General features: G+C 61.9%; 13 protein-coding genes and 1 other RNA gene. All 14 read right to left on the bottom strand.

All coding sequences use genetic code 11. The features are described from left to right. Positions 1-15 precede the first annotated feature (15 nt). The 14 genes from AC27VU_RS25220 to rnpB all read right to left on the bottom strand — a co-directional run bounded on the left by AC27VU_RS25220 (position 16) and on the right by rnpB (position 15,025). Positions 16-882: a cell division protein FtsQ/DivIB gene (locus tag AC27VU_RS25220; protein ID WP_003228015.1), complete on the bottom strand. Its 867-nt coding sequence runs from the start codon at positions 880-882 to the stop codon at positions 16-18. Between the two features lie 4 nt (positions 883-886). Further along, a complete protein-coding gene (locus AC27VU_RS25215; RefSeq protein ID WP_103485645.1) occupies positions 887-1,861 on the bottom strand; it encodes a D-alanine--D-alanine ligase in 975 nt (324 codons plus the stop codon). Then, positions 1,858-3,318 carry a UDP-N-acetylmuramate--L-alanine ligase gene (gene murC / locus AC27VU_RS25210; RefSeq protein ID WP_201136629.1) on the bottom strand — a complete coding sequence of 487 codons (1,461 nt, stop codon included), beginning with the start codon at positions 3,316-3,318 and terminating at the stop codon, positions 1,858-1,860. Before murC ends, AC27VU_RS25215 begins: the two co-directional genes overlap by 4 nt. Beyond that, a complete protein-coding gene (gene murG / locus AC27VU_RS25205) occupies positions 3,311-4,381 on the bottom strand; it encodes an undecaprenyldiphospho-muramoylpentapeptide beta-N-acetylglucosaminyltransferase (protein WP_003228017.1) in 1,071 nt (356 codons plus the stop codon). The genes murC and murG overlap by 8 nt, the downstream gene beginning before the upstream one ends. Next, positions 4,371-5,588 (bottom strand): putative lipid II flippase FtsW, encoded by a 1,218-nt coding sequence (ftsW, locus tag AC27VU_RS25200; protein WP_003228018.1) that lies wholly within the window; start codon positions 5,586-5,588, stop codon positions 4,371-4,373. The genes murG and ftsW overlap by 11 nt, the downstream gene beginning before the upstream one ends. Beyond that, positions 5,585-6,931, bottom strand: a complete 1,347-nt coding sequence (gene murD / locus AC27VU_RS25195; RefSeq protein ID WP_045122625.1) for a UDP-N-acetylmuramoyl-L-alanine--D-glutamate ligase — start codon at positions 6,929-6,931, stop codon at positions 5,585-5,587. The genes ftsW and murD overlap by 4 nt, the downstream gene beginning before the upstream one ends. A gap of 5 nt (positions 6,932-6,936) precedes the next feature. Continuing rightward, on the bottom strand, positions 6,937-8,019 hold the full coding sequence (gene mraY / locus AC27VU_RS25190; RefSeq protein WP_003228019.1) for a phospho-N-acetylmuramoyl-pentapeptide-transferase: 1,083 nt from the start codon (positions 8,017-8,019) through the stop codon (positions 6,937-6,939). Further along, entirely contained in the window at positions 8,019-9,386 is a 1,368-nt protein-coding gene (locus AC27VU_RS25185) for a UDP-N-acetylmuramoyl-tripeptide--D-alanyl-D-alanine ligase (RefSeq protein ID WP_262143270.1), read from the bottom strand. The genes mraY and AC27VU_RS25185 overlap by 1 nt, the downstream gene beginning before the upstream one ends. Beyond that, positions 9,379-10,842, bottom strand: a complete 1,464-nt coding sequence (locus tag AC27VU_RS25180) for a UDP-N-acetylmuramoyl-L-alanyl-D-glutamate--2,6-diaminopimelate ligase (protein WP_262143271.1) — start codon at positions 10,840-10,842, stop codon at positions 9,379-9,381. The genes AC27VU_RS25185 and AC27VU_RS25180 overlap by 8 nt, the downstream gene beginning before the upstream one ends. Continuing rightward, positions 10,842-12,581, bottom strand: a complete 1,740-nt coding sequence (locus AC27VU_RS25175) for a peptidoglycan D,D-transpeptidase FtsI family protein (RefSeq protein ID WP_198286827.1) — start codon at positions 12,579-12,581, stop codon at positions 10,842-10,844. The genes AC27VU_RS25180 and AC27VU_RS25175 overlap by 1 nt, the downstream gene beginning before the upstream one ends. Next, positions 12,581-12,874 (bottom strand): cell division protein FtsL, encoded by a 294-nt coding sequence (ftsL, locus tag AC27VU_RS25170; protein WP_003228022.1) that lies wholly within the window; start codon positions 12,872-12,874, stop codon positions 12,581-12,583. The genes AC27VU_RS25175 and ftsL overlap by 1 nt, the downstream gene beginning before the upstream one ends. Beyond that, entirely contained in the window at positions 12,871-13,818 is a 948-nt protein-coding gene (gene rsmH, locus AC27VU_RS25165; RefSeq protein ID WP_400498189.1) for a 16S rRNA (cytosine(1402)-N(4))-methyltransferase RsmH, read from the bottom strand. The genes ftsL and rsmH overlap by 4 nt, the downstream gene beginning before the upstream one ends. Further along, positions 13,815-14,270 (bottom strand): division/cell wall cluster transcriptional repressor MraZ, encoded by a 456-nt coding sequence (mraZ, locus tag AC27VU_RS25160; protein ID WP_003228026.1) that lies wholly within the window; start codon positions 14,268-14,270, stop codon positions 13,815-13,817. Before mraZ ends, rsmH begins: the two co-directional genes overlap by 4 nt. A 401-nt stretch (positions 14,271-14,671) precedes the next feature. Next, an RNA gene (gene rnpB / locus AC27VU_RS25155) (RNase P RNA component class A) lies at positions 14,672-15,025 on the bottom strand. Positions 15,026-15,091: the final 66 nt, after the last annotated feature.

The following is a 15,091-nucleotide window of genomic DNA, read 5'->3' as shown; positions in this document are numbered from 1 at the left end:
GGGTCCTGCCTCTTCTTAATTCTTTGCGACAGCGGGTTTGTCTGTCGTCGGCGCTGCAGGTTCCCGCCAGCCAACGGCGAGGCCGTTGGCGTAGCGCAGATCGATGCGCGCAATGTTCGTAATCTGGTCTTTAAGCGTCTTGTCATAGATGGCAATGAAGCGGCGCATCTTTTCCACCAGGTTGCCGCGTCCCAGCAGCAACTCGATGCCGGGGCCGGAACTGCCGGCACCGGTGGTCAGGAACCAGCTGCCACGTTCACGCAATTCCAGGCGCGCGATCGAGAAGCCCAGCGGCCGGAGCATCTGGCTCAGCACCTGATACTGCTGCATCACTTGCTGCTGGGCCCGTTGTGGACCGAACAGCTGTGGCAGGTGTTCGTAGTTCGCCAGTTCCTTTGGCGTAAATGCCTGGCCCTGGTTGTTGAGCAGCGACTCGTCGCCCCAACGGGCCACCGGCAGTTGCTCTTCGAGGCGGATCACCACTTGATCCGGCCACACCCGGCGTACTTCGGCGTGGGCGATCCATGGCATCTGTTCAAGCTCGGTGCGCATCCCGGCCAAGTCGATGGTGAAAAAGCTCGACGCCACGTACGGGGCGATTCGCTGCTGCACCGCCTGCTGGCTGATGTAGCTCAGGTCACCCTGCACGGCGATCTTGGTGATCGGCCGGTCGGCGTACGGCAGCAAGCGCTGCGCACCTTCGTAGGTACCAAACCCGAGCACCACCAGCAGCACCGGCCAGAACAGGCTTTTCAGAAAGCCGAAATTGGCTTTCGGCAGGCGCGCGGACATCGGCTCTTTGGCCACCATTCGGCTGGCACCCCGCGGCACCGGCTTGCGGCCGGGTGCGGGTGGCTGATGTCTGAGCTGAGCGCCTTGCATGGTCTTAACCTCGCGCCTCTGTATGACCGGAGCCTTCAACACTGGCGGCCAGAATGGCCAGAACCAGTTGCTGGAAGTCCAGACCGGCAGCACGGGCCGCCATCGGCACCAGGCTGTGATCGGTCATGCCCGGTGCGGTATTCACTTCAAGGAACCAGAACTGCCCGTCGGCGTCCTGCATCACGTCCGCCCTGGCCCAACCGGCAATACCCAGCGCCTCACAGGCCTTGGCCGTGAGATCCATGAGTTCCTGTTCCTTGGCGGCATCCAGCCCACACGGAATGCGGTACTGGGTATCGTTGGCGATGTACTTGGCGTCGTAGTCGTAGAACGTGTGCGGTGTACCCAGGGCGATAGGAGGCAACACCTGGTCACGCAGGGTGGCGATGGTGAACTCCGGACCTTGAATCCATTGCTCAACCAAGACTTGCGAATCGTAGGTACTGGCCGCTTTCCATGCGTCGATCAACTCGGACGCAGAACTCACTTTGGCCATCCCGATACTTGAACCTTCATGCGCCGGTTTGACGATCAAAGGGAAGCCCAGTTCCGTCGCTGCGGAAATACAATCGGCTTCGCTGCACAGCACGGCGTGACGCGGCGTCGGAATCCCGAGGCTGTGCCAGACCTGCTTGGTGCGCAGCTTGTCCATCGCCAGTGCCGAGGCAAGGATGCCGCTGCCGGTGTACGGAATGCCGGCGCATTCGAGCAGGCCCTGCATCGAGCCGTCTTCACCGCCACGACCGTGGAGGATGATGAACGCGCGGTCGATCTTTTCGTTCAGCAGACGCTGCAGAAAATCCTCGCCGACGTCGATCCCGAACGCGTCCACGCCAGCGCTTTGCAGCGCGTCGAGCACGGCGTTACCGGATTTCAGCGAAACCTCACGCTCGGCACTCATGCCACCGAACAGCACGGCGACACGGCCGAAATCTTTCGGCGCGATGGTGGAGAACAGGTTGGCGTAGGCAGCAGTCATTTCAACTTCCCCTCGACCGACGCAGCCACGGCGCCGGCGAACAACTCACTTTTCAACAGTTTTGGTGCGAGACCGCCGATATCACCGGCGCCCTGGCACAGCAGAATGTCGCCGGCACGCAGCAGCGGCTTGACCAGCGGCGCGAGGTCGACACCGCGTTCGATGTAGATCGGGTCGAGCTGACCGCGCTGACGGATGCTGTTGCACAGTTTGCGGCTGTCCGCGCCCGGAATCGGCTCTTCGCCGGCCGGATAGACTTCCATCAGCAGCAGCACGTTGGCGTCGGCCAGTACATTGACGAAATCGTCGTACAGGTCACGGGTGCGGCTGTAGCGATGCGGCTGGTAGACCATCACCAGACGGCGGTCCGGCCAGCCACCGCGCACGGCTTTGATCACCGCAGCGACTTCGGTCGGGTGGTGACCGTAGTCGTCGACCAGCATCACATTGCCGCCGTCCACCGGCAGTTCGCCGTAGACCTGGAAGCGTCGGCCGACCCCCTGGAACCCGGACAGGCCCTGGACGATGGCTTCGTCGCTGACGCCTTCGTCGCTGGCGATGCAGATGGTCGCCAACGAGTTGAGCACGTTGTGGTTGCCCGGCATGTTCACGGACACGTCCAGCGGCTCGCGATCCGGGCGCAGCACGGTGAAGAAAGTCTGCATGCCTTGCTGGCGCACATTGATCGCGCGCACGTCGGCGTCTTCGCTGAAGCCGTAGGTCACGGTCGGACGTTTGACCAGCGGCAGGATTTCACGCACCACCGGATCGTCCAGGCACATTACCGCCAAACCGTAGAACGGCAGGTTGTGCAGGAACTCGACGAAGGTTTTCTTCAGCTTGTTGAAGTCACCGTCGTAGGTCGCCATGTGGTCGGCGTCGATGTTGGTGACCACGGCCACCAGCGGTTGCAGGTGCAGGAAACTCGCGTCGCTCTCATCGGCTTCGGCGATCAGGTAGCGGCTGGTGCCGAGCTGGGCATTGGTGCCCGCGGCATTCAGACGGCCACCGATAACGAAAGTCGGGTCCAGGCCACCGGCGGCGAACACCGAAGCGATCAGGCTGGTGGTGGTGGTTTTGCCGTGGGTACCGGCGACGGCGATGCCGTGGCGATAGCGCATCAGCTCGGCGAGCATTTCGGCACGTGGCACCACCGGAATGCGGCGTTCAAGAGCGGTCGCCACTTCCGGGTTGGAGGTGTTGACAGCACTCGAGACCACCAGCACGTCAGCGGTAGCGGCGTTCTCGGCACGGTGGCCGATATAGATGTGCGCACCGAACGATTCCAGACGCTCGGTCACTGGCGAAGCTTTCAGGTCGGAACCGGACACTTCATAGCCCAGGTTCAACAACACTTCGGCAATCCCGCACATGCCCACACCGCCGATACCGACGAAGTGGATGCGACGGATGCGGCGCATTTCCGGTTGTGGCATGGCTTTCTGATTCTCAACCATGAGCCACCTCCAGGCAGGTATCGACCACGCTACGGGTGGCATCGGGTTTGGCCAGACGGCGGGCCGCTTGGGCCATTTCTTCGAGTCGTTGCGGTTGCATCAAGACCTCTGTCAGGCGCGCGGCAAGGTCCGCGGCACCAGTCGTTCTTTGCGGCATCACGAAGGCTGCGCCTTCACGGGCCAAATAATCGGCGTTGCGGGTCTGGTGATCGTCGATCGCGTGGGGCAAAGGCACCAGCATCGAGGGCAGACCAACGGCAGCCAGCTCACTGATGGTCAGCGCGCCAGCGCGGCACACCACCAGGTCAGCCCAGCCATAGGCCTGGGCCATGTCTTTGATAAAGGGCTGCACCTGCGCATCAACGCCGGCGGCGCGGTAGCGCTCTGCAGTCACTTCATCGTGGTTTTTGCCGGCCTGATGAAACACTTCCGGACGCAAATCGGCAGGGACTTGCGCCAGGGCTTCAGGCAGCAACTTGTTCAACGGTTCTGCGCCAAGGCTTCCGCCGAGGATCAGCAAACGCGCTTTGCGCCCGGCCAGAGCCGGTCGCGATGTTTCGAGGAACAGCTCGCTGCGCACCGGGTTTCCGGTGGTACGGCGGGTGTCCGACAGAGTAAAGGTGTCGGGGAACGCTTCACACACCCGGGCGGCGAACGGCACCAGCAACCGATTGGCGGTGCCGGCCACGGCGTTCTGCTCGTGAACGATCACCGGCACACCGGCCAGTTTCGCGGCAATCCCGCCCGGGCCAGTCACATAACCACCGAAGCCGACCACGCAGACTGGACGCAGCTGGCGAATCACTGCCCGCGCCTGCCACACCGACTTGAGCAGCATGAACGGTGCCTTCAGCAGCGACAGCTTGCCCTTGCCACGCAATCCGGTGGCGTTGATGCGATGCAGTTCAAGACCTGCAGCCGGCACCAGTTCGTTTTCGATTCCGCGGGGCGTGCCGAGCCAGTGCACGGTGTAGCCGCGCGCCTGGAATTCACGGGCACAGGACAGCGCCGGGAACACGTGGCCGCCGGTGCCGCCGGCCATGATCAATACGTTAGCGCCCATGGTTCGGCTCCTCGGCGAAGTCGCTCTCATGGAACTCCATCTCTTCACTGCCCAGGTGGGTCCGACTCTCCCACTCGATCCTCAGCAACAAGCCGAGGCAGGCACAGCAGATCACCAGGGAACTGCCGCCATAACTGAGGAACGGCAGGGTCAGGCCCTTGGTCGGCAGCAGACCGACGTTCACCCCGATGTTGATCAGGAACTGACCGATCCACAGGAACGACAGACCGTAAGCCACATAAGCGGCGAAGAACTGCTTGGCTTTTTCGGCCCACAGACCGATGTACATGCCGCGAATACACACGAACACGAACAGCGCCACGGTGCACAGCGAACCCACCGCACCCAGCTCTTCAGCCAGCACCGAGAACACGAAGTCGGTATGCGCTTCAGGCAGGTAGAACTGTTTCTGCACGCTGTTGCCCAGGCCAACGCCCAGCCACTCACCGCGACCGAAGGCAATCAACGCCTGCGACAACTGATAACCGGCGCCGAACTGGTCGGCCCACGGGTCGGCGAAGTTGGTCAGACGCGCCATCCGGTAGGGCTGCATCTGAATCAGCAAGACCACGGCCCCGACTGCGAGTACCACCATCAGCGAGAAGCGGAACAGCCCGACCCCGCCGAGGAACAGCATCGCTGCCGCAGCGCCCATCATTACCACGGTGGCGCCGAAGTCCGGCTCCATCAGCAACAGCCCCGCCATCGGCAGCAGCACGATGAACGGCTTGAAGAAGCCCATCCAGCTCTCGCGCACTTCTTTCTGACGACGTACCAGATAACCGGCGAGGTAGATCACCACAAACACCTTGGCGATCTCGGACGGCTGAACGTTAAAGAAGCTGAAACCGATCCAGCGCATCGACCCGTTCACTTCACGGCCGATGCCGGGGACGATCACCATCACCAGCAGACCGAAGGCGCCGATCAGCATCATCCAGCCCAGACGCTGCCAGGTGGCGATCGGAATCATCATGGTAATGATGCAGGCACCCAGGCCCAGCGCCACATAGATCAGGTGGCGAATCATGTAGTACAGCGCGCTGCCCGACTGCGCCGCCGCCACTTCGGTGGAGGCCGAGGCGATCATGATCAGGCCCAGGCCCAGCAACGCCAGGCAACCGGCGAGCATCGGGAAGTCGAGGTCGATGCCACGGCCGGTGATGATCGGCGACGGGTACGGCTTGATGATATTGCGCAGGCTCATGCCAGATCCTCCACGGCGCGGACGAACTGGTGACCACGGTCTTCGTAATTCTTGAACATGTCGAAACTGGCGCAGGCTGGCGACAGCAGCACCACGTCACCCGGCTGGGCGACCGCGCGGCATTGCTCGACGGCTTCAACCAGCGAACCGGCGCGAATCAGCGGCACCGCGTCGCCGATGGCTGCGCCGATCTTGTCGGAGTCGCGGCCCATCAGGATCACGGCGCGGCAGTTGGCCGCCACTGGATCGCGCAGATCCTTGAACTCGGCACCCTTGCCGTCGCCACCGGCGATCAGCACGACCTTGCCGTCGATGTCCGCGCCCAGGCCTTCGATGGCGGCCAGTGCGGCGCCGACGTTGGTAGCCTTGGAATCGTTGTAGTAACCCACACCGTCGAGATCACGCACCCACTGGCAGCGGTGTTCGAGACCGGCGAAATTGCGCAGGGCATCGAGCATCGCGTCGAACGGCAGGCCGACCGCATGCCCCAGCGCCAGCGCCGCGAGGGCGTTGGCCTGGTTATGCGCGCCGCGCACTTTCAGTTCGCGCACCGGCATCAGGTTCTGGAATTCGAAGGCCAGGTATTTCTCGCCGTCTTCTTCGCGCAGGCCAAAGGCCTTGAAATCCGGTTTGTTCAGGCCGAAGGTCCAGCACGGCTGGCCCTCGCCGATCAGCGGACGGCTGAGTGCGTCCTGACGGTTGACCACAAACTGCTTCGCGCCACGGAAGATCCGGTGCTTGGCCAGGTGATACGCCGGCAGGCCGCTGTAGCGGTCCATGTGGTCTTCGCTGATGTTCAGCACGGTGGCCACTTCAGCGTTGAGCTGGTCAGTGGTTTCCAGCTGGAAGCTCGACAGCTCCATCACGTACAGCTCGACGTCGTCGCTGAGCAATTCCAGCGCTGGCGTACCGAGGTTGCCGCCCACCGCCACGCGTTTGCCGGCCGCAGCCGCCATCTCGCCGACCAGGGTGGTGACGGTGCTTTTCGCGTTGGAACCGGTGATGGCCACGATCGGCGCCCGCGCGTTACGCGCGAACAGCTCGATGTCGCCGGCCATTTTCACACCGCGGGCGGCAGCGGCTTGCAGGGCCGGGGTCGCCAGCGCCAGGCCGGGGCTCACGTAGAGCTCGTCGGCGCGGCACAGGAATTCGACGTCCAGCTCGCCACAACGCACTTCCACGTGCGGATAGTCACGCTTGAGCGTGGCCAGTTCCGGTGGATTGTCCCGCGTATCGGCGACGGCAAACGACACACCCCGGTTCGCCAGGAAGCGAACCAGGGACATGCCGCTCTTGCCGAGGCCGACAACGATGCGGAAGTGGTCAGAAGCGATCAGAGACACTCGTTCTACCTCAGCTTCAGGGTGGCAAGGCCGATCAGCACGAGAATCACGGTGATGATCCAGAAACGGACGATCACGCGTGGCTCGGGCCAGCCCTTGAGTTCAAAGTGGTGATGAATCGGTGCCATGCGGAACACTCGGCGACCGGTCATCTTGAAAGAAGCAACCTGGATCACCACCGACAGGGTTTCCATCACGAACACGCCGCCCATGATGAACAGGACGATTTCCTGACGGACGATGACCGCGATGGTGCCCAGTGCCGCGCCGAGCGCCAGCGCACCGACGTCGCCCATGAACACTTGCGCCGGGTAGGTGTTGAACCAGAGGAATCCGAGGCCGGCACCGATCAGCGCGCCGCAGAACACGATCAGTTCGCCCGCGCCCGGCACGTAAGGAATCAGCAGGTATTCGGCGAATTTCACGTTACCCGACAGGTAGCAGAAGATCCCCAGACCGCCGCCGACCATAACGGTTGGCATGATCGCCAGACCGTCGAGGCCGTCAGTCAGGTTGACCGCGTTGCTCGAACCGACAATCACGAAGTAGGTCAGCACGATGAAACCGGCGCCCAGCGGAATGCTGTAGTCCTTGAGCATCGGCAGGATCAGCGTGGTTTCCACCGGCGTCGCAGCAGTCATATAAAGGAAGATCGCCGCGCCCAGACCGAACACCGACTGCCAGAAATACTTCCAGCGGCTTGGCAAGCCACGGGAGTTCTTCTCGATCACTTTGCGGTAATCGTCGACCCAGCCGATGGCGCCGAACAGCAGGGTCACCAGCAGCACGACCCACACGTAACGGTTGCTCAGGTCAGCCCACAGCAGGGTGCTGACACCGATGGAGGACAGAATCAGTGCGCCGCCCATGGTCGGCGTACCCGACTTGGACAGGTGCGATTGCGGGCCGTCATTGCGCACGGACTGGCCGATCTGACGGTTCTGCAGGGTGCGGATCATCCACGGGCCATAGCACAGCGACAAAACCAGCGCGGTCAGCACACCGAGGATCCCGCGCAGGGTCAGGTACTGGAAGACCGCGAAGCCTTTGTAGAACTGTTGCAGATACTCCGCTAGCAGCAGCAGCATTAATGTTTCTCCAGACTGGACCCGCACAGAGCCGCAACGATGTTTTCCATCGCTGCACTGCGCGAACCCTTGATCAAAATGGTGGTGTTTGTGTCCTGCTCGGCGTCGAGGGCCTGGATCAGTTCGGCTTGCGTGCCGAAGTGATGCGCCTCTTTGCCGAATGCGTTCACGGCGTGGACCATGTTCGGTCCGACCGCGTAAAGCGCGGAAACCTTGCCCCGGGCATATTCGCCCACGTCGCGGTGCCCCTGCTCCGCCCAATCGCCCAACTCGCCGATATCTCCGAGCACCAGGACGGTGCGGCCGGAAAAGCCGGCGAGTATATCAACGGCAGCGCACATGGAGGTGGGGTTTGCGTTGTAAGTGTCATCGATCACGCGCATGCCGTTCTTCGCCAGTTGCGCGACGGTGCGACCCTTGACCGGTTGTACCGCGCCAAGCCCGGTGGCGATGCCGAACAGCGACACGCCCAGAGCGTGCGCGGCAGCAGCGGCGGCCATGGCGTTGGCGACGTTATGGGTGCCGAGCAGGTTCAGTTGAACGTGCTCCACACCTTCAGGTGTATGCAGGTTGAAGGCCGGGCAACCCCGGGCATCGGTGCTCAGGTCGCTGGCGTAGAAATCTGCCTGAGGATTGCTCAGGGAGAAGGTCAGCACCTTGCGTGCGCCGGCGCGGAGCTTCCAGATGCCAAAGGCCTTGTCATCGAGGTTGAGCACGGCGACGCCATCCGCTGCCAGCCCGTCGATGATCTCGCCCTTGGCTTCGACGATTTTTTCCGGGCCGCCGAACTCGCCAACGTGGGCGGTGCCGGCATTGTTGAGGATCGCCACGTGCGGCTTGGTCAGCCCGACGGTGTAGGCGATCTCGCCCAGACGCGAAGCGCCCAGTTCGATCACGGCGGCGGTGTGTTCCGGCGCCAGTTCGAGCAGGGTCAGCGGTGCGCCGAGATCGTTGTTCAGATTGCCGCGAGTCGCCAGCACCGGACCGCGAGTACGCAGGATGCTCGCGAGCATTTCCTTGACCGTGGTCTTGCCGCTGGAGCCGGTGATGGCCGCCACTGGCTGAGTGAACGCGGCACGGTTCAACGCCCCCAACTGGCCGAGGGCCTGGCGGGTGTCCTTGACCAGCAGTTGCGGCAGGGTGCTGTCGGGCACTTCACGCTCGACCAGCGCCGCGACCGCGCCTTTGCCGGCGACGTCGTTCAGATAGTCGTGACCATCGAAGCGCGGGCCAGTCAGGGCAATAAACAGTTGGCCAGCGGTGATCGCCCGGCTATCGATGCTGACGCCATCGAAACTGGCATCGCTACTGATCAGACGTGCGTCGAGGACGTTGGTCAGTTCGCTCAACTTCAGGGCCTTAAGCATGAGCCACCTCCCATGCGGTGAGGGCATGATCGGCTTCGACCAGATCGGAGAAAGCGTGACGCTCGCCGTTGATTTCCTGATAGTCCTCATGGCCTTTGCCCGCCAGGACGATCACGTCATCCGCCGAGGCAGCGGCGATCAGTTGGGCGATCGCCTGACCACGACCGGCAACAAAAGTGACTTTATCCACCGCGGTGAAGCCGGCACGGATGTCGTCGAAAATCTGCGCCGGATCTTCCGTGCGCGGGTTGTCATCGGTGACCAGCACGCGGTCGGCCAGACGCTCGACCACTTCGGCCATCAGCGGACGCTTGCCGCGATCACGATCACCGCCGCAGCCGAACAGGCACAGCAACTGGCCTTTGACGTGTGGGCGCAACGCGGTCAGAACTTTTTCCAGCGCATCCGGGGTGTGGGCGTAATCGACCACCACCAGCGGCTGAGTGCCGCCACCCAGACGCTGCATGCGTCCGGCCGGGCCTTCGAGCTTCGGCAGCACCTTGAGAATTTCGTCGAGGGCGTAATCCAGACCGAGCAAGGCGCCGACCGCCGCCAGTACGTTGCTCAGGTTGAAACGACCGAGCAGCGTGCTGCGCAGGTGATGCTCGCCCTGCGGCGTGACCAGCGTGGCGCGCACGCCGTGGTCATCGAACTGCGCTTCACGGCAGAACAGGTAGGCGCTGTTGTCGAGCAGGCTGTAAGTGATCAGGCGCGAATCGCGTTTTTCGGCGGCCAGTTGCCGGCCGAAATCGTCGTCGAGGTTGACCACGCGGCACTTCAGATCATTCCAGGCGAACAGCTTGGCCTTGGCCTCGGCGTACGCCTCCATGGTGCCGTGATAATCCAGGTGATCGCGGGACAGGTTGGTCATTACCGCGACGTCGAACGCCAATGCGGTAACACGGCCCTGGTCCAGCCCGTGTGACGAGACTTCCATCGCCACGGCTTTGGCCCCGGCCTTTTTCAGGTCGCCCAGGGTCGCTTGCACGGCAATCGGATTCGGCGTGGTGTGCAGGCCGCTTTCCAGCGCGCCATAAAAGCCGGAACCCAGCGTACCGACGATGCCGCAGTGCTGGCCGAGCAGATCCAGAGCCTGCGCAACCAGTTGGGTCACGCTGGTTTTGCCGTTGGTGCCAGTGACCCCGACCAGGTTCAGGTGATGGCTTGGCTCACCATAAAAGCGCCCGGCGATATCGGACAGCTGCGAAGCCAAACCTTTGACCGGGATCAGCGGCACTTCGGTGATCGGCAGCACGGTGGCGCCTTCCACTTCATAGGCAACCGCCGCCGCGCCGCGCTGCAAGGCATCGGCGATGTGCGCACGGCCATCGAATTTACCGCCCGGCACTGCGAGGAACAGGTCACCGGCGCGTACGTTGCGACTGTCCAGCGCCAATTCACGGATCAGCAGATCGTGGCCGGCGTGGGGGAATATCTTGTTCAGACTAAGAGACATCAGCCGCGCCCTCCATTGGCTTTCAGCGGAACGGCCGGCGTAGCGTTGGCCTGTTGGGTGGTCGGAAGGTTGTCCGGGGTCACGTTCATCAGACGCAGAGTGCCGGACATCACACGGCTGAACACCGGCGCCGAAACCAGACCACCGAAGTAACCGGCCTTGGACGGTTCATCGATCACTACCACGATGGCGTAGCGCGGATCGCTCATCGGCCCGAAACCGGCGAACAGCGAGCGGTAGGAGTTTTCGGCGTAGCCCTTGGTGCCCACCGAAGTCTTACGCGCAGTACCCGACTTGCCGGCCACGTGATACGCCGGCACCTGCGCACGGAACACGCCGCGCGGTGCTTCGATCACTTGCTGCAGCATGCCCTGCATGGTTTTCGCGACCGCTTCCGGCAGGACCTGAGTGGTTTGCGGCGGCTTGTCGGTTTTGATCAGGGTCAGCGGTGCGAGACGACCGTTGTTGGCCAGCGCCGAGAACGCGTGAACCAGCTGGATCGCGGTCACGGAAATACCGTAGCCGTACGACAGCGTCGCGGTTTCAGCCTTGCGCCAGTCGCGGTAGTTCGGCAGGTTGCCGACACGCTCGCCCGGGAAGCCGAGACCGGTGTCCTGGCCGAGGCCGACTTTCTGCGCGAGACGGTAAATGGTCTCACCGCCGATATCGAACGCGACCTTACTCATGCCGACGTTACTGGAATTGATCAGGATGCCGGTCATGTCGAGTACCGGACCTTCGGTCTTCGAAACGTCCTTGATGGTGTACTTGCCGATCTGCAGCGAGCCCGGGTACACCTCGACGGTGTCGGTCGGTTTCCAGCGGCCGGATTCGATCGCCGCGCTCATCGAGATCGCTTTCATGGTCGAACCCGGTTCGAACACGTCGATCATCGCGCGGTTACGCATCATCGCCGGCTGCAGGTTGCGACGGTTGTTCGGGTTGTAGGTCGGCTGGTTGACCATGGCGAGAATCTCGCCGGTCTTCACGTCCATGATCACCAGACTGCCGGCCTTGGCGCCGTTCTCGATGATCGCGTTGCGCAGCTCGCGGTTGGCCAGGTATTGCAGACGCAGGTCAATCGACAACGCCAAGGGCTTGCCGGCCTTGGCGTTCTTGGTGACCTGGACATCCTTGATCAGCCGACCACGCCGATCCTTGATGACCTGCCGTTTGCCCGGCACCCCGGCCAGCCACTCGTCGTAGGCCAGCTCGACGCCTTCGCGCCCGTGATCGTCAATGTCGGTAAAGCCGACCATGTGTGCGGTGACTTCACCGGCCGGATAGAAGCGGCGGAATTCTTCGATGCCGTAGACGCCCGGCACTTTAAGGTCAAGCACGGCCTGGCCCTGCTCGGGGGTCAGCCCGCGCACCAGGTAAATGAATTCTTTGTTGGCCTGGGCTTCAAGACGTTCGGCCAAGGCTTTCGGATCCTGCCCCAGCGCAGCGGCGAGTGCTGGCCACTTTTCTTTGGCCAGTTGCATTTCCTTGGCGTTGGCCCACAGCGTGGTCACCGGCGTACTGACGGCCAGGGGCTCGCCGTTACGGTCAGTAATCAGACCACGGTGTGCAGGAATCGGGATATGACGAACACTGCGCGCGTCGCCCTGCCCCTTGAGGAAGTCTCGGTCGATCACTTGCAGGTCGATGATGCGCCAGCAGATCGCGGCCACCATGACACCGAGCAGACCGACGACCAGACGGAAGCGCCACGGAAAGAGTGCCCCTTCGAGTTTCATCATGGCGCCACCATCTTCACGTCAGCCGCGCCAGGGATGTGCATTTTCAGTTGTTCGGTGGCCAGCACTTCGATGCGGCTGTGCGCGGTCCAGGTGCTCTGTTCGAGAATCAGGCGCCCCCACTCGGCCTGCGCCTTGTCGCGCACGCTGAGTTCGTTGTAAAGGGTGTTGAGCAACTGGCGGTTCCAGTGCGCGCTGTAAGACACGCCGATGGCCGACACGAGCACGCCGATAAACAGCAGCAACATGATAAAGCTGCCGCCAGGCAGGGGCTTGGCGAAAAGCTTGCTCACCGCAACTTCTCCGCGACACGCATCACAGCGCTACGGGAACGTGGGTTGGCTTTGAGTTCGGCGTCGGAGGCCGTCTGCGCTTTGCCATGGATTTTGATTTTCGGTTCGAACGCCACGTGGCGCACGGGCAGGTTGCGCGGCAGGTTGTCGGCTTCGCCTTTCACCAGTTTGCGCATGAACAGTTTGACGATGCGGTCTTCCAGCGAGTGGAAGCTGATGACCACCAGACGGCCACCGATTTCCAGAGCCTCCAGCGCGGCTTCGAGGCCCGCCTCCAGATCGCCCAGTTCGTTGTTGACGTGAATACGCAGGCCCTGGAATGCACGGGTCGCCGGGTTCTTGCCCTTCTCCCACGCCGGGTTGGCGACTTTGAGGACCTCGGCCAGATCAGCGGTGCGCTCGAACGGCTTGATGTCGCGGCGCTCGGCCACGGCACGGGCCATGCGGCCGGAGAAACGCTCTTCGCCGTATTCCTTGAACACCCGGGCGATTTCTTCCACCGGCGCGGTGTTGACGAACTCGGCGGCACTGATGCCACGGGACGGGTCCATGCGCATGTCCAGCGGGCCGTCATTGAGGAAACTGAAGCCGCGCTCGGCGTCATCCAGCTGCGGCGAAGACACGCCGAGATCGAGCAGGATACCGCTGACCTTGCCGCTCAGACCTTGCTCGGCAACCACCGAACCCAGCTCGGCAAAGCTGCGCTGCACAACGACAAAGCGGCCGTCTTCGGCCGCTAGCGTTTGCCCGGTGGCAATCGCTTGAGGATCCTTGTCGAATCCGATGAGCCGACCGTCCGTCCCAAGCTGGCTGAGGATCAGCCGACTGTGCCCGCCGCGACCGAACGTACCGTCCAGATAGCAGCCATCAGGACGTACGGCGAGAGCCTCGACGGCTTCGTCAAGCAGTACGGTGATGTGGTTAAAGCCGCTATCAATAGTCACAGGATCAAATCACGCAGTTCGTCAGGCATGGCGCCCGGTTGTTGAATAGCAGCAAGGTCAGCGGCAGACACCGCGTTCCATGCATCCTCGTCCCACAATTGGAACTTGTTCAGTTGGCCCACCAGCATCGCTTTCTTATCAAGCTTTGCGTATTCGCGCAGACGCGGTGGAACCAGAAAACGACCACTGCCATCGAGTTCGAGGTCGACGGCATTACCAATCAATAAACGCTGCAGGCGACGGTTCTCTTCGCGAAGCGAAGGGAGTGCGCGCAACTTGGTTTCAATAATTTCCCACTCGTCGAGCGGGTAGACACACAGGCACGGATCAACGGCATCAATGGTCACGATCAATTGACCGGAACTACGCGAAACGAGCTCGTCACGGTACCGGCTCGGCATGGCGAGACGGCCCTTTGCATCGAGACTGATAGCGTTAGCTCCGCGAAACACGTCAGCGTTTCTCCAATTTTTATCGTTTTGAGCTCAAAAAACCCACTTCATGCCACTTTCCGCCACTTGCGCACACTATAGGAATGCGCCCACCACACCGTCAAGGCGCGGATTAAAGGAAAACCCTTACAGAACGGAGATTTAGGAGCTTAAAAGGAGGGGTAACGACAATTTGGCAGATACTTTCGACCAATAACTTGATGCAGCACTGAAAGCTGCGCTCGGAAGTTAAAGTAATTTGTTAAGAGTAAGATTTTTTCGGTATTACAAAAGCGCTTCTGCTGTTGATTGAAGCAAGGTGGGAAATGGCTATTACCGCATTTGCCGCTGCCGGACTTTAGCGCAGGCCTGCCGATAATAACCAGCCCTGATGCCATTGATTCAAGCAGGGAAAGAAAAAGGTGGAGAGTCGATCTGTAAGCCGGGTTCTGTCTTGAACAGTCATTCGTCTACGATGGCCATCACTGGACATCTTTAGCAACCTACCCGGTCCCAGCGCGGGCCACGCCTTGGGACCCTATTTGGTCTTGCTCCAAGTGGGGTTTACCTAGCCACGAACTGTTGCCAGACGTGCGGTGCGCTCTTACCGCACCTTTTCACCCTTACCGGCGCCGAAGCGCTTAGGCGGTTATTTTCTGTGGCACTTTCCGTAGGCTCACGCCTCCCAGGCATTACCTGGCACTTCGCCCTATGGAGCCCGGACTTTCCTCCCCCCCCTAATTTTCATAGAGGGCAGCGACTGTCCGATCGACTCTCCGCCGCGAAGGTTAACGGCAGAGCGCCCGAAGAACAAGCGCTAATAGCCGTGAAACCTGTCTGCG

Source organism: Pseudomonas sp. 14P5.3.2, assembly GCF_057799175.1.
The sequence above is the reverse complement of the archived record's forward strand: the minus strand, read 5'-3'. Positions and strand labels throughout refer to the sequence as shown.